The sequence below is a fragment of the Streptomyces sp. NPDC051286 genome (genome assembly GCF_044455345.1).
Lineage (GTDB): Bacteria > Actinomycetota > Actinomycetes > Streptomycetales > Streptomycetaceae > Streptomyces.
This window is the reverse complement of sequence record NZ_JBITER010000003.1, coordinates 82,227-102,204: the sequence shown is the minus strand read 5'-3', so window position 1 is coordinate 102,204 and position 19,978 is coordinate 82,227. Positions and strand designations below refer to the sequence as shown.

General features: G+C 70.3%; 18 protein-coding genes. 4 read left to right on the top strand and 14 right to left on the bottom strand.

Annotated features, from left to right (window positions below):
• Nucleotides 1–174: 174 nt before the first annotated feature.
• The 4 genes from ACIBB8_RS05115 to ACIBB8_RS05100 all read right to left on the bottom strand — a co-directional run bounded on the left by ACIBB8_RS05115 (nucleotide 175) and on the right by ACIBB8_RS05100 (nucleotide 4,730).
• Entirely contained in the window at nucleotides 175–1,398 is a 1,224-nt protein-coding gene (locus tag ACIBB8_RS05115; protein ID WP_398949047.1) for a hypothetical protein, read from the bottom strand.
• A gap of 65 nt (nucleotides 1,399–1,463) precedes the next feature.
• Complete coding sequence (locus ACIBB8_RS05110) at nucleotides 1,464–2,039, bottom strand: SigE family RNA polymerase sigma factor (protein ID WP_398949046.1); 576 nt, start codon at nucleotides 2,037–2,039, stop codon at nucleotides 1,464–1,466.
• Between the two features lie 358 nt (nucleotides 2,040–2,397).
• Nucleotides 2,398–3,462, bottom strand: coding sequence for an aspartate-semialdehyde dehydrogenase (locus ACIBB8_RS05105; RefSeq protein ID WP_398949045.1), 1,065 nt, complete (start codon nucleotides 3,460–3,462; stop codon nucleotides 2,398–2,400).
• Nucleotides 3,459–4,730: an aspartate kinase gene (locus ACIBB8_RS05100; RefSeq protein ID WP_345517394.1), complete on the bottom strand. Its 1,272-nt coding sequence runs from the start codon at nucleotides 4,728–4,730 to the stop codon at nucleotides 3,459–3,461. The genes ACIBB8_RS05105 and ACIBB8_RS05100 overlap by 4 nt, the downstream gene beginning before the upstream one ends.
• A gap of 227 nt (nucleotides 4,731–4,957) precedes the next feature.
• Here ACIBB8_RS05100 and ACIBB8_RS05095 point away from each other — a divergent pair, with 227 nt between their 5' ends.
• On the top strand, nucleotides 4,958–5,272 hold the full coding sequence (locus ACIBB8_RS05095) for a hypothetical protein (RefSeq protein WP_398949044.1): 315 nt from the start codon (nucleotides 4,958–4,960) through the stop codon (nucleotides 5,270–5,272).
• Nucleotides 5,273–5,357: 85 nt separating this feature from the next.
• Here the strand turns inward: ACIBB8_RS05095 and ACIBB8_RS05090 are convergent, their stop codons facing one another.
• The 4 genes from ACIBB8_RS05090 to ACIBB8_RS05075 all read right to left on the bottom strand — a co-directional run bounded on the left by ACIBB8_RS05090 (nucleotide 5,358) and on the right by ACIBB8_RS05075 (nucleotide 7,169).
• The gene (locus ACIBB8_RS05090; RefSeq protein WP_398949043.1) at nucleotides 5,358–6,017 is read right to left on the bottom strand and encodes a DUF5063 domain-containing protein; all 660 of its coding nucleotides are present in this window, start codon (nucleotides 6,015–6,017) and stop codon (nucleotides 5,358–5,360) included.
• Nucleotides 6,010–6,159 (bottom strand): hypothetical protein, encoded by a 150-nt coding sequence (locus ACIBB8_RS05085; protein WP_398949042.1) that lies wholly within the window; start codon nucleotides 6,157–6,159, stop codon nucleotides 6,010–6,012. Before ACIBB8_RS05085 ends, ACIBB8_RS05090 begins: the two co-directional genes overlap by 8 nt.
• Nucleotides 6,152–6,751: a recombination mediator RecR gene (recR, locus tag ACIBB8_RS05080; RefSeq protein ID WP_366693821.1), complete on the bottom strand. Its 600-nt coding sequence runs from the start codon at nucleotides 6,749–6,751 to the stop codon at nucleotides 6,152–6,154. Before recR ends, ACIBB8_RS05085 begins: the two co-directional genes overlap by 8 nt.
• Before the next feature lie 82 nt (nucleotides 6,752–6,833).
• Nucleotides 6,834–7,169, bottom strand: coding sequence for a YbaB/EbfC family nucleoid-associated protein (locus ACIBB8_RS05075; RefSeq protein ID WP_358857062.1), 336 nt, complete (start codon nucleotides 7,167–7,169; stop codon nucleotides 6,834–6,836).
• 374 nt (nucleotides 7,170–7,543) lie between these two features.
• Between ACIBB8_RS05075 and ACIBB8_RS05070 the strand changes: the two genes are divergently transcribed.
• The gene (locus ACIBB8_RS05070; protein WP_398949212.1) at nucleotides 7,544–8,344 is read left to right on the top strand and encodes an SLATT domain-containing protein; all 801 of its coding nucleotides are present in this window, start codon (nucleotides 7,544–7,546) and stop codon (nucleotides 8,342–8,344) included.
• A 61-nt stretch (nucleotides 8,345–8,405) separates the two neighbouring features.
• Here ACIBB8_RS05070 and ACIBB8_RS05065 read toward each other — a convergent pair whose 3' ends face one another.
• The 3 genes from ACIBB8_RS05065 to ACIBB8_RS05055 form a co-directional block, all read right to left on the bottom strand.
• Nucleotides 8,406–9,056, bottom strand: a complete 651-nt coding sequence (locus ACIBB8_RS05065; RefSeq protein ID WP_398949040.1) for a hypothetical protein — start codon at nucleotides 9,054–9,056, stop codon at nucleotides 8,406–8,408.
• Between the two features lie 124 nt (nucleotides 9,057–9,180).
• Nucleotides 9,181–9,900 carry a GntR family transcriptional regulator gene (locus ACIBB8_RS05060; protein ID WP_398949039.1) on the bottom strand — a complete coding sequence of 240 codons (720 nt, stop codon included), beginning with the start codon at nucleotides 9,898–9,900 and terminating at the stop codon, nucleotides 9,181–9,183.
• 114 nt (nucleotides 9,901–10,014) lie between these two features.
• Complete coding sequence (locus ACIBB8_RS05055; RefSeq protein ID WP_393298154.1) at nucleotides 10,015–11,397, bottom strand: aspartate aminotransferase family protein; 1,383 nt, start codon at nucleotides 11,395–11,397, stop codon at nucleotides 10,015–10,017.
• Nucleotides 11,398–11,732: 335 nt separating this feature from the next.
• On the opposite strand from ACIBB8_RS05055, the gene ACIBB8_RS05050 reads away from it, so the two are divergent.
• Nucleotides 11,733–13,586 (top strand): serine/threonine-protein kinase, encoded by a 1,854-nt coding sequence (locus ACIBB8_RS05050; RefSeq protein WP_398949038.1) that lies wholly within the window; start codon nucleotides 11,733–11,735, stop codon nucleotides 13,584–13,586.
• Between the two features lie 165 nt (nucleotides 13,587–13,751).
• Here the strand turns inward: ACIBB8_RS05050 and ACIBB8_RS05045 are convergent, their stop codons facing one another.
• Both ACIBB8_RS05045 and ACIBB8_RS05040 read right to left on the bottom strand, forming a co-directional pair.
• On the bottom strand, nucleotides 13,752–14,648 hold the full coding sequence (locus ACIBB8_RS05045; protein WP_398949037.1) for a hypothetical protein: 897 nt from the start codon (nucleotides 14,646–14,648) through the stop codon (nucleotides 13,752–13,754).
• A 265-nt stretch (nucleotides 14,649–14,913) separates the two neighbouring features.
• The gene (locus tag ACIBB8_RS05040) at nucleotides 14,914–16,377 is read right to left on the bottom strand and encodes a helix-turn-helix domain-containing protein (RefSeq protein WP_398949211.1); all 1,464 of its coding nucleotides are present in this window, start codon (nucleotides 16,375–16,377) and stop codon (nucleotides 14,914–14,916) included.
• A gap of 657 nt (nucleotides 16,378–17,034) precedes the next feature.
• Between ACIBB8_RS05040 and ACIBB8_RS05035 the strand changes: the two genes are divergently transcribed.
• Complete coding sequence (locus ACIBB8_RS05035; RefSeq protein WP_398949036.1) at nucleotides 17,035–18,564, top strand: substrate-binding domain-containing protein; 1,530 nt, start codon at nucleotides 17,035–17,037, stop codon at nucleotides 18,562–18,564.
• A 58-nt stretch (nucleotides 18,565–18,622) separates the two neighbouring features.
• On the opposite strand, the gene ACIBB8_RS05030 is transcribed toward ACIBB8_RS05035, so the two are convergent.
• Nucleotides 18,623–19,906: an adenylosuccinate synthase gene (locus tag ACIBB8_RS05030; RefSeq protein ID WP_398949035.1), complete on the bottom strand. Its 1,284-nt coding sequence runs from the start codon at nucleotides 19,904–19,906 to the stop codon at nucleotides 18,623–18,625.
• Between the last annotated feature and the right edge of the window lie 72 nt (nucleotides 19,907–19,978).

The window sequence follows — 19,978 nt, the reverse complement described above, 5'->3', positions numbered from 1 at the left end:
GGGGGGGGGGGCCCCGGCCGCAGGGGCGTGCGCCCGGCGGGGGGGGGCGCGGTGGGGTGGTGGGGGGGGGGGGGGGGGGCGCCCCGGGCCCCCCCCCCCCCCGCCCGCGCGGGCCGCCCCCCCCCCCCCCCCCCCCCCCCCCCCCCCCCCCCCCTCACGTATATGCCGTCGTCGCTACGCCGACGGGGCGATGACGCCCGTCCGGTAGATCGTGCCCGCGCAGGCGTTGGGGATCCTCGCCGCCGCGACCGGCGAACCGGGCTCCGCAGTGTGCGTCACAGCGACGCTGCCCTCCAGCGTTCCGCCGCCGTCCTGGCCACCGGACTGCGGCTCCGTCTGCGACGTCCCTTCAGTGGTGCCGCCGCTGGTACCCACGGCGCTGTTGGTCGGTGTCGGGGTCGGCGAGCTGTCGGCGGTCGGGCAGGTGTCCTTCGGTACCCAGGCGAACTGGACCTCGTACGCCATGGACGGCTTCAGCAGCACCGTGCCCGCCTCCTGCGACGGGTCGGGCAGTCCGGCCGCCGGGTCGCCCGCGGTGTGCTGGACGACATCGATCCTGGCCGGGTCGGCCACGCCCGTCGTCTCGAAGCCCACGGTGCCGCTGCTGGTCACAGTGCAGTCCGTGCCGGAGATGTTGGAGATACGGAACGTGCCGTACACCGTGCCGCCGGCACCGGCCGCGCCCGCCTGGGCGGAGGCGACACCGAGCTGCCCCGGGGCGCAGACCGGCGTCGAAGCCGCCTCGGTGCCGGCCGGGTCGGCGCCCCCGCCCGACGCGGTGCCGCCGGTGCCTGTGCCGCCACTGCCCGAGGGGCTGCTGGTGCTGTTGGGGTGGCCGTTGGAGCCGTTGGTGTGTCCGTCGGTGCTGCCGCCTTGGCTCTTCTCGTCGGCAGCCGAACCGGAATCGGCGTCGTTGCCGCCCTGGGCCTGCTCGCCGTGTCCGGCGATGGCCGGGTTGGCGGTCTCCGAGCCGGTGGAACGGGCGACATGGACGAACGCGGGGACCGCGGTGCCGATGAGCAGCGCCGCCGCCGCCATGCCGACGACGGCCTGCCGCCGCCGGGCGCGCCGGGCGGGAACGGCACGCCGCAGGTGGTCGAGGGCACCGTCGGTGGGTGCGAGGTCCTGTACGGCGCCGTGGAACATGCGGCGCAGTGCGAGTTCGTCCAGGTCGGGGCCGGAGCCGTCGGCTGCGCCGGAACCGTCGTCGGAGTCCGGGCCGAAGAGCTCCGACAGACCTCCGAACCGGGCCGTTTCGGCGGGATCGTCGCCCCCGCCCTGCGCGGCTGCCGCGTCCGTCACGGATGCGGCGGCCTCCGTGGTGGCGTCCGCATCCGACCGCGGGCCCCGATCCCCGTTCGACTGCGCGTTCGAGCTGTTCTCCGGCCCGTGGTTCACAATTCCGTTTCCAGTCCGGTCAGTCCCACGCTCATGGGTGCGTCCCTGCCTGCGCTCGCGCCAGTTCATGCCTGGGCCTCCATCACGACGCGAAGCGCCGCGATACCGCGCGAGCCGTACGCCTTGACCGAACCCAGCGATATCCCCAGCGTCTCGGCCACCTGGGCCTCGGTCATGTCCGCGAAGTAGCGCAGCACCAGTACCTCTCGCTGGCGCCGTTGCAGCCCCCGCATCGCTTTGATCAGCGCGTCCCGCTCCAGCTGGTCGTACGCGCCCTCCTCAGCGCTCGCCATGTCGGGCATCGGCTTGGAGAGCAGCTTCAGCCCGAGGATGCGTCGGCGCAGCGCGGAGCGCGACAGGTTGACGACCGTCTGGCGCAGGTACGCGAGTGTCTTCTCGGGCTCACGTACCCGGCTGCGCGCCGAGTGCACGCGGATGAACGCCTCCTGCACCACGTCTTCACATGACGCGGTGTCGTCCAGCAGCAGGGCCGCGAGGCCGAGCAGCGAACGGTAGTGGGCGCGGTAGGTCTCGGTGAGGTGGTCAACAGTGGTTCCGGCTGCCACGCTGCACTCAGCGCCTTCGCGCTGCGACGGGAGCTGGGTGGGGCGCGCAGCGGGCATGGGCGCAATCACCGGCATACCGCCGGGTGCGCGGGGCCTCCGGAGCGGACGCACTGAAGCGCCCCGCAACGGGCCCACCACTGTGATGTCGAGAACCTCTGCCACGCCTGTTGGACACGTTTCCCCCCGTCAGGGTTGTACGCGTACGGCACCATGTTTGGCGCTGTGCGACATGCCCTCATACGTACCTGCTCTTCCCCGAATGCCACGATTTCGCGCCCCGCCGCGCAAGAAGTGACCGCAGAGACGCGCGCTCCCCGGCCGCCGGTTCCAGAACACCAAAGGTCATCGTCGGGCACCGCAAGGCCCCAGCTCAAGAGGTTCTGACCGGCAACTTGCTCACAGGTTGTTCACAGAGCGTACAGAAACGGTCGGATCAGGTCCGGGGGAATTCTGCGGCCACCGCTTCGGCGATCTGCGCCACGTTCAGTGCCGCCCCCTTGCGGAGGTTGTCGGCACAGACGAACAGCTCCAGGGCGCGCGGATCGTCCAGCGACCGCCGCACCCGGCCCACCCAGGCAGGGTCGGTGCCCACGACGTCGGACGGCGTCGGGAAGTCGCCGGATGCCGGGCTGTCGAAGAGGACGACGCTCGGCGCGGTCGCCAGGATCTCGTGCGCCCGGTCGACCGCGACCTCGTTCTCGAAGCGGGCGTGCACGGACATGGAGTGTGTCGCGACGACGGGTACGTACACGCAGGTCGCCGCGACCCGCAGGCCCGGCAGGTCGAGGATCTTGCGGCATTCGTCGCGGATGGCCAGTTCCTCGGACGACCAGCCGTCCCCGGCGTCGGTCCCGGCCCACGGCACGACGTTGAGCGCCACCGGCGCGGCGAACGGCGAGTCCTCGGCGTCCCCGAGGGCGCGGCGTACGTCCCCGGGCTTGGTGCCCAGTTCCGTGCCCGCGACCATCGACAGCTGCTCGCGCAGCGCCACGACGCCGTCGCGGCCCGCGCCGCTCACTGCCTGGTACGAGGAGACGACGAGCTCCCGCAGCCCGAATTCGGCATGCAGCGCACCGACGGCGACGATCAGCGACAACGTGGTGCAGTTGGGGCTCGCGATGATGCCGCGCGGCCTGATCCGTGCGGCATGGGGGTTGATCTCGGGCACCACCAGCGGCACGTCCGCGTCCAGCCGGTACGCCGCCGAGTCGTCGACGACGACGACACCCTTGGACGCGGCGATCGGTGCCCAGCGTGCGGACACGTCGTCGGGCACCAGGAAGAGGGCCACGTCCACGTCGTCGAACACGTCCTCGGTGAGTTCGAGGACTTCGGTCTCCGCGCCGCGTACGACCAGCTTGCGGCCGGCCGAGCGCGGCGAGGCGATCAGCGTCACATCGCCCCAGACGTCCGCGTGCTGCGAAAGGATCTGGAGCACGACGCCGCCGATCGCCCCGGTCGCTCCGACGACCGCGAGCGAAGGGCGGCGAGGCGTCATCGGCCGGTGCCCCCGTAGACGACGGCCTCGTCGGAGTCGCTGTCGAGGCCGAAGGCGGTGTGCACGGCGCGCACGGCCTCGATGACATCGTCGGCACGGGTGACCACCGAGATGCGGATCTCGGACGTCGAGATCAGCTCAATGTTCACACCGGCGTCGGACAGCGCCTCGAAGAAGGCCGCGGTGACCCCGGGGTTCGTCTTCATACCCGCGCCGACCAGGGAGATCTTCGCGATCTGGTCGTCGTAGCGCAGCGACTCGAAGCCGATCGTGCCTCGGTTGCGCTCCAGGGCGTCGATGGCCTTGCGGCCCTCGGCCTTCGGCAGCGTGAACGAGATGTCGGTCAGACCGGTCGACGCGGCGGAAACGTTCTGCACCACCATGTCGATGTTGATTTCCGCGTTCGCGATGGTGCGGAAGATCGCTGCGGCCTCGCCCGGCTTGTCGGGCACGCCGACGACCGTGATCTTGGCTTCGGAGACGTCATGGGCGACTCCGGAGATGATCGCGTGCTCCACCTTCTGGTCCCCTTGCGGCTCGTTGCTGACCCAGGTGCCGCGCAGTCCGGAGAAGGACGAGCGGACGTGGATCGGGATGTTGTAGCGGCGTGCGTATTCCACGCACCGGTGCAGCAGCACCTTGGAGCCGGACGCGGCCAGCTCCAGCATGTCCTCGAAGGAGATCCAGTCGATCTTCCGGGCCTTCTTCACGACCCGCGGGTCGGCGGTGAAGACACCGTCCACATCGGTGTAGATCTCACAGACCTCGGCGTCCAGCGCGGCCGCGAGTGCGACGGCGGTGGTGTCGGACCCGCCGCGGCCGAGGGTGGTGATGTTCTTGCCTTCCTGGCTCACCCCCTGGAACCCGGCGACGATGGCGATGTTGCCCTCGTCGATCGAGGTCCGGATACGGCCCGGCGTGACATCGATGATGCGCGCTTTGTTGTGGACCGAGTCGGTGATGACGCCGGCCTGGCTGCCCGTGAACGACTGGGCCTCGTGGCCCAGGTTTTTGATCGCCATCGCCAGCAGGGCCATGGAGATCCGCTCTCCGGCGGTCAGCAGCATGTCGAACTCACGCCCGGCAGGCATCGGTGACACCTGCTCGGCGAGATCGATCAACTCGTCCGTCGTGTCGCCCATCGCTGACACCACGACAACCACCTGGTTGCCGTTCCTCTTGGCATCGACGACTCGCTTGGCGACACGCTTGATGCCTTCGGCATCGGCTACGGAGGAGCCTCCGTACTTCTGCACGACAAGGCCCACGTGCGCTCCTCGCTCAGTCCATTACTGCGGTCGACTCAGTTTAACGAGCAGTCCGGAATCGCCCCGTTGATATCACATCGTGAGATGTCCCGCTCACCACGTGATCATCGGCGCGTCACCCGGACTGCTCGTACGGGTCTGCTGCCCAGTGATCCCGGCACCACGCCCGCATGTGGCTCAGCCCACACCGGGCAAGGTCCACGATCTCCGGGTCCGTCCCCTCCAGAGTGAACCGGAACCCCACGGACCGCCCCCGGAAACCCCTCCCGCTCCGCACCCTCCGGCTGCTTCTCGCCCTCGTCTCCGTACTCCTGGCCGCCGCCCCGGCCCATGCGGGCGGCACCTGCTCAGCTCCCCACGCGGGCACGCCGATCCACGCGGGCGCCAACCCGTGGACGGAGATCGTCGGCTGCTCGGCCCCGGGCATCCCGGTGAACGGCACCCACCAGGGCGCGGACGAGCCGTGGCGGGTGTCCCGCACAGACAACGGCGCACAGCCGCGCCACATGCGGGCGGCCGGTGTATGCCGCGACGGAGGGTGACGGGGGCCCCGGCACCCCGGGGCCACTCCCGGCCGGACGGCTACGTCCCGGACGGCTACGTCCCGGACGGCTACGTCCCGGACGGTTACTTCACCGGGCGCAGTCCGAGCGGTCCCGCGATCTCCTCGGCCATGACCCGGCCCGCCTCCTCGGCCAGGTCGTCGTCGACGGTCTCCGAGTCCGTGTCCAGCCCGTCCAGTTCCTGGAGGGGCTGGTTCAGGCGGATGTGGGCGACCAGGGACTGGAGGGCGCGCAGGGTGGCGGAGGCGGTGGAGCCCCAGTTGGAGAAGTAGGAGAACTGCCACCACCACAGCGCCTCGGTGGCGCGGTCCTCTTCGTAGTGGGCCAGGCCATGACGCAGGTCCGTGACCAGATCGGCCAGGTCGTCGGAGATACGGGCCGGGACCGGGGCCTTGCGGGGCTCGTAGGGATCGAACACCTCGGAGTAGACGTCGATCGGTTCGAGAAGGGCCGCGAACCGCTCGCGCAGGCCGTCAGCGTCCGGTTCGGCACCCAGGTCCGGCTCGTAGCGCTCGTCCGGGAGGACGTCCTCGTACGCGCCGAGCCGGCCGCCCGCGAGGAGCAGCTGGGAGACCTGGAGGAGCAGGGTCGGGACGGCCTGCTCCGGCTCGTCGACCTTGGAAACCTCGGTGACCGCGACGATGAACGTCTTGATCTGGTCCGCGATCTGGACGGCGAAGTCGTCCGGGTCCTGCGTGACGGAATTCAGCGTGGCGTCAGACATCGAGGGGACCTCCCGTGGGCACGGTCGCGAACGGTGAGTAGAACATAACGCCGCTGAACGTAAAGCCGCCGTGAGACGTCAAGGTTTCGTCCGCGAGGATCCCGGCCGTGGTGCAGGTGTCGTACGGGGTGAGGTCAGACATCCAGCAAGCGCCTCCCCTCGAAGGCGCGGCCCAGGGTGACCTCGTCCGCGTACTCCAGGTCACCGCCCACCGGCAGCCCGCTGGCCAGCCGCGTCACCCGCAGCCCCATGGGCTTGATCATCCGCGCCAGGTAGGTCGCGGTGGCCTCGCCCTCCAGGTTGGGGTCGGTGGCCAGGATCAGCTCCGTGACCGAGCCGTCGGCGAGCCTCGCCAGCAGCTCGCGTATGCGCAGATCGTCCGGGCCGACGCCCTCGATCGGGCTGATCGCCCCGCCGAGCACGTGGTAGCGGCCCCGGAACTCACGGGTCCGCTCGATCGCCACGACGTCCTTCGGCTCCTCGACCACACAGATCACCGTCTGGTCGCGGCGTGCGTCGCGGCAGATCCCGCACTGCTCCTCCTGCGCGACATTGCCGCACACCGAGCAGAACCGGACCTTGTCCTTGACCTCCAGAAGGGCCTGGGCGAGACGGCGCACGTCGGTGGGCTCGGCCTGCAGGATGTGGAAGGCGATCCGCTGCGCGCTCTTGGGACCGACGCCGGGCAGCCTGCCCAGTTCGTCGATGAGGTCCTGAACCACGCCTTCGTACAACGGAACGCCTTCCTGAGCTGAGTGCCTCGACTGCTACTGCTGTTGTTGTCGTGGTACGTACGGTAGTTGCTGTGCGGGCGGATCAGAAGGGAAGGCCGGGCATGCCGCCCAGCCCTTGGGCCAGCGGGCCCAGCTTCTGCTGCTGAAGCGCCTGCGCGTTCTCGGTCGCCGCCTGGACTGCGGCGACGACGAGGTCCGCGAGCGTCTCGGTGTCCTCGGGGTCGACCGCCTTGGGGTCGATCACGAGGCTGCGGAGTTCGCCGGAGCCGGTGACGGTCGCCTTCACCAGACCGCCACCCGCCTGACCGTCGACCTCGGTCCTGGCCAGCTCCTCCTGGGCCTGGGCGAGGTCCTGCTGCATCTTCTGGGCCTGCTGCAGCAACTGCTGCATATTGGGCTGCCCACCACCGGGAATCACGGTCACTCCTGGCATTTCGACGACAAATGTTTTGGTATGCCGAGCCTACGTGGTCACCGGGAACCGCGCCCCACCCACTGCCGAGCAACCCTTTCGGGTGAAATCCAATCAACCACGGCAAGACTCCTATACCTGATCACAGGGCATGCACACCCGGGAATACCGCGATTTCGGCCCCACGGCCCACCATTCGGCGGTAGGAAGGGCATGCATATCAATACGCACACGTGCGTCGTCCGTCACGCAGGGTTACGCAAGCGGGACAGGCGGCCACACCGAAGGTCCGCCGGTCGTCGCATGCACGTGTCCCATACGCGCGTCCGAAACGTCGAAAACGCAGAGTGCAGAGGAGTGCCCCGGTGAGTCAGCCGGAGATGCAGCCCGAGAGGGCGCCCCGCAACGAGTCCGGCGCGCCCGGTTCGGCCGTTCCGCCGGGCTCGGACCCGGGCTCCGGGCCGGGCTCGGAGCCGCGCTCCGGCTTCCGTGCGCGGGGCCGGGATCTGACCGGACAGCCGTTCCCGCTCGGCGACTGGGGCGAACCCGCGGAACGCCTCGACGAGCTGTACCGCTGGGTCGAGGCCGAGGCACTGCGCACCGCCGGCTGGTATCTGAACGACCGGGTGTGGAAGCGGCTCGGCGCCAGGGCGCTGCGGATCGGCACGGCGGCCGGGGCGGTCGCGGGCGCGGCGCTGCCGCTGCTCGATCTGACGGGCGCGCTGCACGGGGCGGCCGGCTGGGGCTATCTCTCGCTGCTGCTGGGAGCCGCCTGCATGGCCTGCGACCGGTACTTCGGCCTGACCTCCGGCTGGATAAGGAACCTCGCCACGGCGCAGGCCGTGCAGCGACGGCTTCAAGTGCTGCAGTTCGACTGGGCGTCGGAGTGCGTACGGGAGGTGCTCGGGCCAACTGAGGGGACGGCGAGCGAGGCGGCCGAGCGGTGCCTGGGGGTGCTGCGGCGGTTCTCGGAGGACATCACGGATCTCGTACGGTCCGAGACCGCGGACTGGATGGTGGAATTCCGGGCCGGGCCTGCGCCGATGGGGATGCAGGCACTGGTCTCGGGGAGCGGGATCGGCGGGCGCACGGAGCCGGGGGCGGCGCAGGGGCGGCTTCCGATGCAGTCGGTGACCCGGCCGAACATGCCGCGGCAGCGACCACCGGAGTCACCCCGGTGACGGTGGTCCCGGTGGGCGGTGACTCCGGTGGGCGGTGACCTCGGCGGTCCGGGCCGCCGCGTCAGCTGAAGATGATCATGGAGCCTTGGGCGAGGCTGCGGGTCGCCGCCGCGTGCAGGCCCAGCCAGACGTGCCGCTCCCGGGCGAACAGGCTGTCGTCGTACGGAATCGGGCTCGCCGGCTCCTCCAGCGAGGTCGGCGCGATGGGCGGCAGCGGGGCGGCCGGGGGGTTCGCCGGGTCGATACCGATGGCCGGAGCGACGTACTCCAGCTCCCGCAGCAGCCCGTGCGCCGAGCCGAGCGGGCCGCCGCCCTCCAGCAGCTGGTCGTTGGAGAGCGGGGAGGGGAAGTCCACGGGGACGTACGCCCCCGCATGGTCGTAGTGCCAGACCAGGTGGGATTGACGCGCCGTCGACTCGAACATTTCCAGCAACTGCTCGTAGTCGCCGCCCAGTTCGTCGACCGGTGTGACGGCGAGACCGCTCAGCTGCAGCAGATAGGCGCGGCGCAGGAAGTGCAGTGCGTCGTAGTCGAAGGCCGCGACCGGGGCCACATCGCCGGTCAGACCCGGCATGTAGGCGTAGACGGGTACGGCCGGGAGTCCGGCCTCGCCCAGCGCGTTGTCGTAGACGGCTATCTCTTCGGCGAACGGGTTGTCGGGGCTTTGGCACAGCACATCGACGAGGGGGACCAGCCACAGGTCACAGGCCACGAAGTCTCGCTCTCCCACAGGATCTCGCGCGGTTCGCGCGATGGTCGGGACAGCGTAATGCGAGGGGGCCGCCGCGCACAGTGGTCCTTCATGTCCGGCTGCGGAACACCTCGCTGCCGGACCGTCAGCCGCTGTGCCCCGGATGCGGCGGGTCGCCGGCCGCGAGCCGCTCCGCCCAGCTCAGCGCATGGGCGTTGTGGCCGTCGATCACCGCGCGCACCGCGTCGCGGTCCCCGAGCGTGATCGCCGCGACCAGGTCCGGGTGGCCGCTCCAGAGCCAGTCGCACACATCCCCGTCGCTGCGGAGGTACGGCACGGCGAACACCCAGGCCTGGATGCGCAGCCGGTGCAGGAAGTCGGTGATGTACGTGTTGCCGACGAACGCGCCCAGCTCACGCCAGAAGCGCAGGTCGTACCCGATGAGGATGTCGAGGTCTCCGCCCCGCGCCGCCCGTGCGGCCTCCTCGGCCCGACGGCGCACGGAGACCAGCGCGTCGCGGCACTTCGCCGACTGCGCACCCTTCGGGCGGACCGGCCCGTCGAAGATGCTGCGGATGACTCCGTTGACGACCAGGGTGCGGGCCTCGACGATCGCCCGGTAGTCGGCCACGGTGAACTCGTACACCCGGAACCCGCGGTGCTGGTCGGATTCGAGCAGGCCCTGCGCGGAGAGATCGAAGAGCGCCTCGCGGACGGGCGTCGCGGAGACTCCGTACTGCTCGGCGATCTGCTTGACGGTGAACTCCCGCCCCTGCTGCAAACGCCCGGCGAGCACCTCGTCACGCAGCGCGTCCGCGATCTGCTGCCGGAGCGTACTGCGGGTCACAGTTCCACTCGCGCGCATGACGACCCTCCCTTTTCGGCTTCGGGCCACCTTAAGCCAGGGCCGGTGTGCCCGGATCCGGGCACGGGGGAGGGACGCCATGCGGGCGGCCCGCGAAATGCGGGCGGGAGCGTGTCAGACGGTGTGCTCGTCCGCGACGGACAGCGCCACGTCCAGAGCCGCCAGCCCCTCCTTGGCCTCGGCCTCGGTGACGTTGCAGGCCGGAACGGCGTGGGTGCGGTTCATGTTGATGAAGGGCCACAGGCCGTTCTTCTTGCAGGCCGCGCCGAACGCCGCCATCGGCGCATTGGCCTCGCCGGCGGCGTTGTACGGGACCAGCGGCTCCCTGGTCTCCTTGTTGCGGACCAGGTCCAGCGCCCAGAACGCGCCGAGACCGCGCACCTCGCCGACCGACGGGTGGCGCTCGGCGAGCTCACGCAGGCCGGGGCCGAGGACGGTCTCGCCGATGCGGGCGGCGTTCTCGACGACCTTCTCGTCCTCCATGACACCAATGGTGGCAACGGCCGCGGCGCAGGCCAGCGGGTGACCGGAGTACGTGAGTCCGCCCGGGTAGGGGCGGGTCTCGAAGGTGGCGGCGATCTCCGCGGAGATCGCGACACCGCCGAGCGGTACGTAACCGGAGTTGACGCCCTTGGCGAAGGTCATCAGGTCGGGTGTGACGTCGAAGTGCTCGGCGGCGAACCACGTGCCGGTACGCCCGAAGCCGGCCATCACCTCGTCGAGGATGAAGACGATGCCGTACCGGTCACAGATCTCGCGGACGCCCGCGAGGTAGCCGGGCGGCGGCGTCATGATGCCCGCCGTGCCGGGGATCGTCTCCAGGATGATCGCCGCGATGGTCGCGGGCCCCTCGAAGGCGAGGGTGTCCTCCAGGTGCTGGAGGGCGCGGGCGCACTCCTCGGCCTCGGTCTCGGCGTAGAACGGCGAGCGGTAGAGGAACGGCGCCCAGAACCGTACGACACCTGCGGAACCGTTGTCGGACGGCCAGCGGCGCGGGTCCCCGGTCAGGTTAATCGCGGTGGAGGTGGCACCATGGTACGAACGGTAGGCGGAGAGCACCTTCGTACGGCCGGTGTGCAGCCGGGCCATCCGGACGGCGTTCTCGACGGCCTCGGCGCCGCCGTTGGTGAAGAAGATCTTGTCCAGGTCGCCGGGGGTCCGCTCGGCGATGAGGCGTGCGGCCTCGGAGCGGGCCTCGATCGCGAACGCGGGAGCGAAGGTGGCGAGCTTGCCCGCCTGCTCCTGGATCGCGGCGACGACGGTGGGGTGCTGGTAGCCGATGTTGGTGTAGACGAGGCCGCTGGTGAAGTCCAGGTAGCGGTTGCCGTCGTAGTCCCAGAAGTACGCGCCCTCGGCGCCGGCGACGGCGAGCGGGTCGATCAGGCCCTGGGCGGACCAGGAGTGGAACACGTGCGCACGGTCGGCGGCCTTCACGGCCGCACCGGCCGCGGAGTCGACCTGCGGAGCGTGGGAGGCATGGGAGGCATGAGGGGTCATGCGGCCGAGCGTAGGTCGTGCGGCGAGCGGCTCGACATGGCCAACCTGTATGGCGTGGGGCGGTTTGGTGGGCAGGGTGTCGGGTCGGCACGGGGGGATACGGTGCGGGCGCTGGAACGGCTGTCGGTTGCAGTCGACGCGGTGACCGGCGCACAACCCACTCGGCCCAGCGCGTGAACCCCGTCCTGTCCAGCGGATGAACCCGGCCCGTCCGGCGCGTGAGGGACGCAGCCGGCAGCGGACGAAACCGGCGCCCGGCCGGACTGCTGGGGCGTGACGTGCGCGGCTATTCTCGACCCGTCCGGCGTGTCGCCGCACGGGGGAGGTCGCACACCATGGAACAGCTCGGATCCGCCGACCCGCAACGCATCGGCACGTACCGCCTGCTGGGGCGGCTCGGCGCGGGCGGCATGGGGCAGGTCTATCTGGCCCGGTCCGATCGGGGCCGTACCGTCGCGATCAAGCTGGTACGCCGGGAGCTCGCCGAGCAGCAGGAGTTCCGCGACCGGTTCCGCCAGGAGGTGCAGGCCGCACGCCAGGTCGGCTCGACGTGGACGGCCCCCGTGCTGGACGCCGACACCGAGGCCGCCGTGCCGTGGGTCGCGACCGGATACATCGCCGGGCCGTCCCTCCAGGTCACCGTCTCCGGGCGCGCGGGTGCACCGGTGGGACCGGCCTCCGGGGCCTTCGGTCCGCTGCCCGAGCGCTCGGTCCACATCCTGGGTGCCGGGCTGACCCGCGCGCTCCAGGCCATCCACTCCGCCGGGCTGATCCACCGCGACCTCAAGCCGTCCAACATTCTGCTGACGATCGACGGTCCGCGGGTCATCGACTTCGGCATAGCCCGGGCACTGGACACCGTCACCGACGGGGGTCTCACCCGCACCGGGGCGCTGGTCGGTTCGCCCGGTTTCATGGCGCCGGAGCAGGTGCGGGGCGAGCGGGTGACCGCGGCGTGCGATGTGTTCTGCCTCGGCTCGGTGCTGGCGTACGCGGCGACGGGCAGGCTTCCGTTCGGCGGGGCGGACAACGAGGTCCATGCGCTGATGTTCCGGATCGCACAGGAAGACCCGGACCTGACCGGCGTCCCGGTGGATCTGGTCGACCTCGTCCGGGACTGCCTCCTCAAGGACCCGGCCGCCAGGCCGACGACGGACGCGATCCTGGAGCGGCTGGCGGAGGACGAGCCCGCCGAACCGTGGCTGCCGGGCGCGCTCCTCGCCCAACTGGGCCGTCACGCGGTGGAGTTGCTGGACTCGGAGGACCCGGAGGAGCCGGAACAACCGGAACAGCCTGCGGAACCGGCTGACCCGCCCGGCCCGGAGGCGGTGCCCGCGGCGGCGGAACCGCCCGCCCCGCAGCCTCCCGCCCTGCAGCCTCCCGCACCGCAGCCGCCCGCCCCGCAAGCACCCGGCGGGGTCCATCCGATACCCACGGTGATCGGCACCTCAACCCCCGTACCGGGCCCGGCCCTCGCCTACGGCTACCCGCGGTTGCCCGCCCAGCCGCACCCCGGTCAGGGACAGCCGTACGGCTACGGATATCCGCAGCAGCAGCCACCGCAGCACCCCGGCTTCGGCTCCACACCTCCATACGGCCCCCTCTATCCCGCCCCCGCCCCACAGCCCGAACCCGCACGCCGCACGGCGGGTTCGACCGTCGCTCTCATCGTGGTCGCCGTGCTCGTCGCGATCGGTGCGGGCGGTTCGGTGTACGCGCTCATGACCGACAACGGCACGAAGTCCAGCGCTTCCCCGAGCAGTTCGCCCAGCCCGTCCGCGTCCGAGGAACCGTCGGACTCCCCCTCCGACAAGGAGAAGAACGGCGACGGCTCCATCCCCGAGGGCTACCTCGGCACCTGGTCCGGAAGCATCGACAACCCCTCCGGTCACTCCACCCGCGAACTCGTCATCCAGCAGGGCAAGGTCGGCCAGAGCGTCCTCACCCTCACCGCGGAGGGCCCGATCGACACCGGCGGCACCTACCACTGCGTCTTCCAGGCGGACCTGACCGACGAGCCGTCCCCCGACGGACCGGTCCACATCGGACCCTCCACGATCACGCTCGGCGAACCCATATCGTCCTGCACCCCCGGCAAGGCCACCACGCTGACGCTGTTGCCGGACGGCACTCTGCGCCGCGAGAACCCGGACACGGGCGAGAAGGTCACGTACACGAAGACCGGCTGAAGGATTCAGCCGAGCGGCGCTCCGGCCGGCATCTGGCCCTGCGCGCACTTTCATCCCCGCCAACGCTTGCCGGGCAGCCGAATAGTCCTGACAAGCGGCATGTCCGCTTATAGGCGTGTCGCACTTTCTCTTGGGCTTACCCGGCCCTGTTCCCGGCCGGAAGTTCTAAGTGGCCGGAGCCTCGGCGAAAGTGACCAGGGCGGCCCGGACCTTGGCCCGTCCCCGTTCGGCGGCATCCCGGAACCGGGCATGTGCGGGATTCACCGAGGGCGGCGCACAGACTCGGCAGGCCGCCGAGTCCACCACCGGCACTCCGCACTCCGGGCACTCGGCGCGCGGCGCGGGCGGCGCAGGGGGTTCGGGCCGAACGGGCATCTTGCGGGTCAGCCGGTCGCCGATCAGGCCCGGCGCCGTCAGCACGGGCGTGGGCAGGCCGCTGGTCAGCGCCTCCCGCACCTGGGCGTCGGTCGCCCCGGCCGCCCGCCACTCCTCGACCCGGGGCGCCAGCCGCACGGCCTCTGCGGTGCCGAGCGTGAGCCGGGGGTCACGGCGGCCGAGCGAGAGCAGCAGCTCCGTGGCGGACCTGAGCTGTTCGGGCACGGAGAGGCGGGGCAGCCGCCGGACGCTTCTGCGCTCCTTCGGTTCCTTACGCACCGGGGAGGGAGGTTCTTGTTCCCCCGTCTTTTCTCCCTCGGGGAGCGGGCCCGCATCACTGTCGCCCGATTCACCGGGGGCCTGATTTCGGCCAACTTCTTCCGGGGGTTCGGCATGCGGGGTATCGAAAACTTCGTACACCGTCCGCAGCTCACCCGACGCCGGGTCCCGGCGGAGCAGCCGACGCAGATAGCCGGAATCCTCCAGCTCACGCAGGGCGTCGGCGATGCGCGTACGCCCCTCCTTGCGCTGTTCGGCGAGCGCCCGGATCGAGGCACGGGCGCCGTTCGGGAGACTGAGGAGGTACACCAGTACGCCTGCGGCGCACCACGAGATCGAACGGTCACGCAGCAGCGCGTTGCCGAAAGTGGAGAAGGAACGCGTCGGCGTTGTACGGTAAATGCGCATCCGGAGCTGTTTTCTCCTGGTGTCGAGCCCCCGGGTGTTGCTGCACCGCGGGGGCATTCTCATGTCTGACGTTCTGCCGCGAATGTAATGCCACACACCGTCACCGGAGCAAATGCCAAAAGCGTTGGCCAGAGCTGCAGTTGGGGACAGCGGAGCGTCCGCTCCACACCACCCCCCACCTGCTGCTTTTCATTTCAGGTGCACTGCATTTCCACGCCCGGAATTTTCTGCGATGACTGGATGAGTTCACCCCCGGGAGTGAAACTCACGCTGCGTCGGTGACACCCGCAACGTCCAGAGCCCGGAAAGCCAGCCACAACTCGTACCGCGCACTGGGTGTCTGGAGCAGTGAGCGTTGAAGTGCCGCTTCGAGCCGGGTGAGACGCTTGCGGGCGCCCGGCACGGAGATTCCCAACGCCGCCGCTGTCGGCGCCAGTTGGGCCTCACACTCCAGCCAGGACCGGACTGTCGCCTCGGCCGCTCCACCGTTACGGCGGAGCGGTTGCAGTTGCTGGGCCGCCCACTCCCGAACGTCGGGGCGGCGCAGGATCTCGTCCAGGGAGCGGGCCCCCTTCACGGGCTCGGCAGGACGGGGTGCGCGGGCGGGTGTAGCGCGGATCCGCAGCGCCAGGTCGAGTGCGGCCTGGTCGGCGAGCCGGTTGAGGTCGCGTCCGAGCAGTTCGCCGATCAACCGCAGCCGTGCGGACAGGGTGTTGCGGTGGATCTTCAGATGCTTGGTCGCATGGGACGAGAAAGCGAGCCACGAACCCAGCGTCGCCGCCAGTTCCTGACTGCCGGGGTCCTGGCTGCGCCGGGGCAGGTAGGTGAGGAGCGGCGCCAGCAGGGCGTCGGCCCACTGTGCGCCCTCGGCGCCGACGAGCAGCGCCGGTTCCGGTGCCGAGCCGAACCGGGCGTGGCGGACCGGCAGTCCGCGGGCGACCGCCAGGGCATGGAACGCCTGCCGGTATCCGGTCGCCGTGTCGCTGAGCGGAACCTCCTCACTCACGCCGACCACGCAGTCGTCCACCACGACGGCGACTTCGCGGCCGAGTCCCGGCTCGGTCCCGCCCGGGCCGGCCGGCACGACGAGGATCAAGTGGCGTGCGTACACCGGACACCGCACGATCCAGGACCGTCCGCCGGAGAGATCCGTGCAGACCTTCGCCACCTCGTCCCGCCGCCCGCCCGGGCACTCCACCACGCACACCTGGACGGGGTCCGGCAGCCTGGGCTTCAGGGCACCCGCGACCTGGTGGGCGATGGAGAGCTGGCCGGTCATCAGCAGATGCAGCACCGCTTCCCGGCCGCGGGACTCCGCGAGGTCGACGCGGCGGCGTTTGCGTTCGACCGAATCGACGGCCCAGCACATGGCCAGCGGCATCACCGCGTCGGCGAGGAGCGTGGCCAGCCCGTCCGGCAACGGACGGCGCGTGACGACGGCGAGGACCGGGACGCGGGCGTCACCGGTATCGAGCGGGCCGTCGAGGGGGAGCAGCAGAGCGGTGTCCGGGCCACGGTCGAGAGTGAAGGAGCGTGCGCCGCGGGCCGTCAGTTCCCTTGCACCGTCGGAGGCGAGCGTGACGGCCGCGGCGCTCGTGCGGTCCGGGGTCCGCGCCACGGCGTGGAGGACGGTTCCGTCGTCGTGGATCAGTCCGGCCCAGCCGTCGGTGCGTCCCGACAGCCAGCGCAGCAGTTCCTGCACGCCACCGGCGCGGGCCAGGCGGTGCATCCGCAGTACGTCGTCGGCCCGTTCCTGCGCTCGCACAGGCCCTCCGCTCCGTACTCGTACCTGTCCGTCCCTGCTTCTGTCCCCAGTTGTGGAGAAAACCGGAGTGCAAAGTACCGGTCGCCGGTCTGACTGTGCGGACTGTTACCCCCGCGGTGCCCACACCGTGCGAATTGAATCTTACTGTCGGGTACTCACCGACCTACAGTCCGAACGTGTTCCGCGGACGGCATGGATGTCGGGGGATGTCGGGTGATGTCCGCGGGCACAGAGGCGTCGAGGGACGGCGGGGTGAACGACGGCAGCGACCCACGGGGGTGGTGGCTGTCGTCGGCCGCGCGCCGCCGGACCTCGGTCGATTGTCAGTGGCGCCCTCTGGCGTCGGAGGCCGTCCGGTCCGACGGAGAAAGGCCCCGCCTTCGTAGCGGTCGCCCGTCCAGCGGCACCGGGTGTGCACAGCCTGTGGATCAGCTTCGCACCCGGCCGGCATGCGGGACACCGAACTGATCGACCGGTCGGCAGGATCGGCCGGGCCGCTTCTCCCCGTCCGCCGGGCGAACGCGGGGCGAACTGCTGCTGTCAGGATCCACCCTTCGCCGCCAACTCCCTTGCCGGGCCCGTACGGTGACCCAAACGGGAGACCGGAAGGGCGAGGAAGCCATGCAGTGGTTCAGCGCCGAGAACATCGTGGCCGTGTGCACCGCCGTGCTCGGTGTCCTGGCCTCCATCGGAGTGCTCTGGTACGAGCGCCGCGTACCCCGCCGCAAGCGCATCGGCTACCGGGTCCAGATGGACACCCCGATCGGCAGCGACGTCAGCGAGGGCCGGGCCAATGTGCGGCTCGGGCTCTTCAGCGAGACGCCCGACATGGCCGATGCCACACTCGTCCTGCTGCGCATCGAGAACGACGGCTCGCAGTCCATAGCCGACAACGACTACACCGGCCGCGAACTGCACGGGCTGACCGCCGAATTCACCGGCCGCACCGTCCGAGGCATCGCGGTCACCCAGGCACCGGGCGCCGACCATCTGATGGAGCACTTCACCCCGGCGGGCGGGATGCGCCACAGCGGCCCGCTCATCCGGCTGCCGCGCGTACCGCTCAACCGGGGCGAGCATTTCAAGCTGCTGGTGCTGCTCACCGGCTCGCACGTGGGCAGCCCCATCAGGATCACCGGCGGCATCCGGGACGGCGAGGTGACACCCAACACCGCCGTCCGCCCCGACGAGAAGCCCCCGATGTTCGGCCGGGCCGCCCGGCTCATCACCGTGGCCCTGACCGTCTGCGTCATCACCCTGGCCTCGATCATCCTGATACGCGACGACACCCCGCCCCCGATCGGCTGCGCCCGCGGCAGCCTGACGGTGACCGGTTCCACCGCCTTCGCGCCGGTCGTACAGGAGCTTGCGAAGAAGTACGAGAAGGAGTGCGAGGGCTCCACCGTCACCGTGGACGCGCACGGCAGCAACGCCGGGATACGGGAGCTCGCCGACCGGGGAGCCAAGGCCGGGAAGTCGGGCTCACCCGCACTGATCGCCCTCTCCGACGGCCCCAAGCCGGACGGCTTCCCCCAGCTGCGCGAGAACCGGGTCGCCGTCTCGCTCTTCCACCTCGTCGTCAACGACCGGGTCCCGGTGAAGAACCTGACGCTGGCCACCATCCGGAAGATCTACCGGGGCGACATCCGCAACTGGAAGGCGCTCGGCGGACCCGACCTGCCCGTCCTCCTGGTCAGCAGGGACGCCAACTCCGGGACCCGCGAGGTCTTCCAGCGCCGCGTCCTCGGCCACAACGAACCCGCCCAGTCGTCCCGCGACTGTGCCACCAAGGACGACGCCGCAGCGCGGGTCGTCCGCTGCGAACTCGACTCCACCGACCAGGTCCTGGCCACCGTCGGCCGGCTCGACGGCGCGATCGGCTACAGCGAGCTGCGCTCCGGAACCGCGCTGAAGGGGGCGCACCAGCTCGCCATCGATTCCACCGTCCCGTCCGTCGACACGATCGGCTCCAGCAGCTACCCGTACCGGGAGATCGAGTACGCCTACACATACGGCCAGCCGCCCGCCGACTCCCTGGCCTCCAGCTTCCTGGGCTACCTCAGCCGCGGCAACGGCCAGGACGTGATCCGTACGCACGGGCATCTGCCGTGCGCGTCGCCGAAGGGGCTGCGGATCTGCGGGGAGGAGTGAACGCGCGGAGGGGGCCGGGGCTCGGCAGCCGCCCCGGCCCCCTCCGCGTTGTCCCGTCCTACAGGAAGGAGTTGATCTCGATGGTCTCGGTGCGGCCGGGGCCGACACCGATCGCGGAGATCGGGGCGCCGGACATGTCCTCCAGCGCCTTCACGTACGCCTGCGCGTTCTTCGGCAGATCAGCGAAGGTCTTGGCCTTCGTGATGTCCTCGGACCAGCCCGGCAGCATCTCGTAGACCGGCTTCGCGTGGTGGAAGTCGGTCTGGCTGTACGGGAGCTCCTCGACGCGCTTGCCGTCGATCTCGTACGCGACGCACACCGGGATCTGCTCCCAGCCGGTCAGCACGTCCAGCTTGGTGAGGAAGAAGTCGGTGAGACCGTTGACCCGGGTCGCGTACCGTGCGATCACCGCGTCGAACCAGCCGCAGCGGCGGTCGCGGCCGGTGGTGACACCGCGCTCGCCACCGATCCGGCGCAGCGCCTCGCCGTCCTCGTCCAGCAGCTCCGTCGGGAACGGACCGGCGCCGACGCGCGTGGTGTATGCCTTGAGGATGCCGATGACCCGGCTGATCTTCGTCGGGCCCACACCGGATCCGGTGCAGGCGCCGCCCGAGGTCGGGTTCGACGAGGTGACGAAGGGGTACGTGCCGTGGTCGACATCGAGCAGCGTGCCCTGACCGCCCTCGAAGAGGACGACCTTGCCCGCGTCGATGGCGTCGTTGAGGACCAGCGTCGTGTCGGCGACGTACGGCTTGATCTGCTCCGCGTACTGGAGCATCTCCTCGACGATCTTGCCGGACTCGATGGCACGGCGGTTGAAGACCTTGGCGAGGAGCTGGTTCTTCTGCTCCAGGGCCGCCTCGACCTTCTGCTCCAGGATCGACTCGTCGTACAGGTCCTGGACGCGGATGCCCACACGGTTGATCTTGTCGGCGTACGTCGGGCCGATGCCGCGGCCGGTCGTGCCGATCTTCCGCTTCCCGAGGAACCGTTCCGTCACCTTGTCGACGGTGACGTTGTACGGAGTGATCAAATGAGCGTTGCCGCTGATCAGCAGCTTGGACGTGTCCACGCCGCGCTCGTTGAGCCCACTCAGCTCGGAGAGCAGGACCGCCGGGTCGACGACGACACCGTTACCGATGACCGGGGTACACCCCGGCGAAAGGATTCCGGAGGGGAGGAGATGAAGTGCGTACTTCTGGTCGCCGACGACCACCGTGTGGCCGGCATTGTTGCCGCCTTGGTAACGCACCACATAGTCCACGGATCCACCGAGGAGGTCGGTGGCCTTTCCCTTGCCCTCGTCACCCCACTGAGCACCGAGCAGCACAAGTGCGGGCACAGGCGTACACCCCTTCCGGGCGGGGCATGTCCAAGGTCAGGGGGCGTACGTCAACGCCGTACATGCCGTACG

What these genes read in the sequence shown, in the direction of transcription:
- ACIBB8_RS05110 (WP_398949046.1), bottom strand. Translation starts at nt 2,039, where the DNA reads ATGCCGGTGATTGCGCCCATGCCCGCTGCGCGCCCCACCCAGCTCCCG.
- ACIBB8_RS05105 (WP_398949045.1), bottom strand. Translation starts at nt 3,462, where the DNA reads ATGACGCCTCGCCGCCCTTCGCTCGCGGTCGTCGGAGCGACCGGGGCG.
- ACIBB8_RS05090 (WP_398949043.1), bottom strand. Translation starts at nt 6,017, where the DNA reads ATGTCTGACGCCACGCTGAATTCCGTCACGCAGGACCCGGACGACTTC.
- ACIBB8_RS05085 (WP_398949042.1), bottom strand. Translation starts at nt 6,159, where the DNA reads ATGTCTGACCTCACCCCGTACGACACCTGCACCACGGCCGGGATCCTC.
- ACIBB8_RS05070 (WP_398949212.1), top strand. Translation starts at nt 7,544, where the DNA reads ATGCAGCCCGAGAGGGCGCCCCGCAACGAGTCCGGCGCGCCCGGTTCG.
- ACIBB8_RS05060 (WP_398949039.1), bottom strand. Translation starts at nt 9,900, where the DNA reads ATGCGCGCGAGTGGAACTGTGACCCGCAGTACGCTCCGGCAGCAGATC.
- ACIBB8_RS05055 (WP_393298154.1), bottom strand. Translation starts at nt 11,397, where the DNA reads ATGACCCCTCATGCCTCCCATGCCTCCCACGCTCCGCAGGTCGACTCC.
- ACIBB8_RS05050 (WP_398949038.1), top strand. Translation starts at nt 11,733, where the DNA reads ATGGAACAGCTCGGATCCGCCGACCCGCAACGCATCGGCACGTACCGC.
- ACIBB8_RS05045 (WP_398949037.1), bottom strand. Translation starts at nt 14,648, where the DNA reads ATGCGCATTTACCGTACAACGCCGACGCGTTCCTTCTCCACTTTCGGC.
- ACIBB8_RS05040 (WP_398949211.1), bottom strand. Translation starts at nt 16,377, where the DNA reads ATGCACCGCCTGGCCCGCGCCGGTGGCGTGCAGGAACTGCTGCGCTGG.
- ACIBB8_RS05035 (WP_398949036.1), top strand. Translation starts at nt 17,035, where the DNA reads ATGCAGTGGTTCAGCGCCGAGAACATCGTGGCCGTGTGCACCGCCGTG.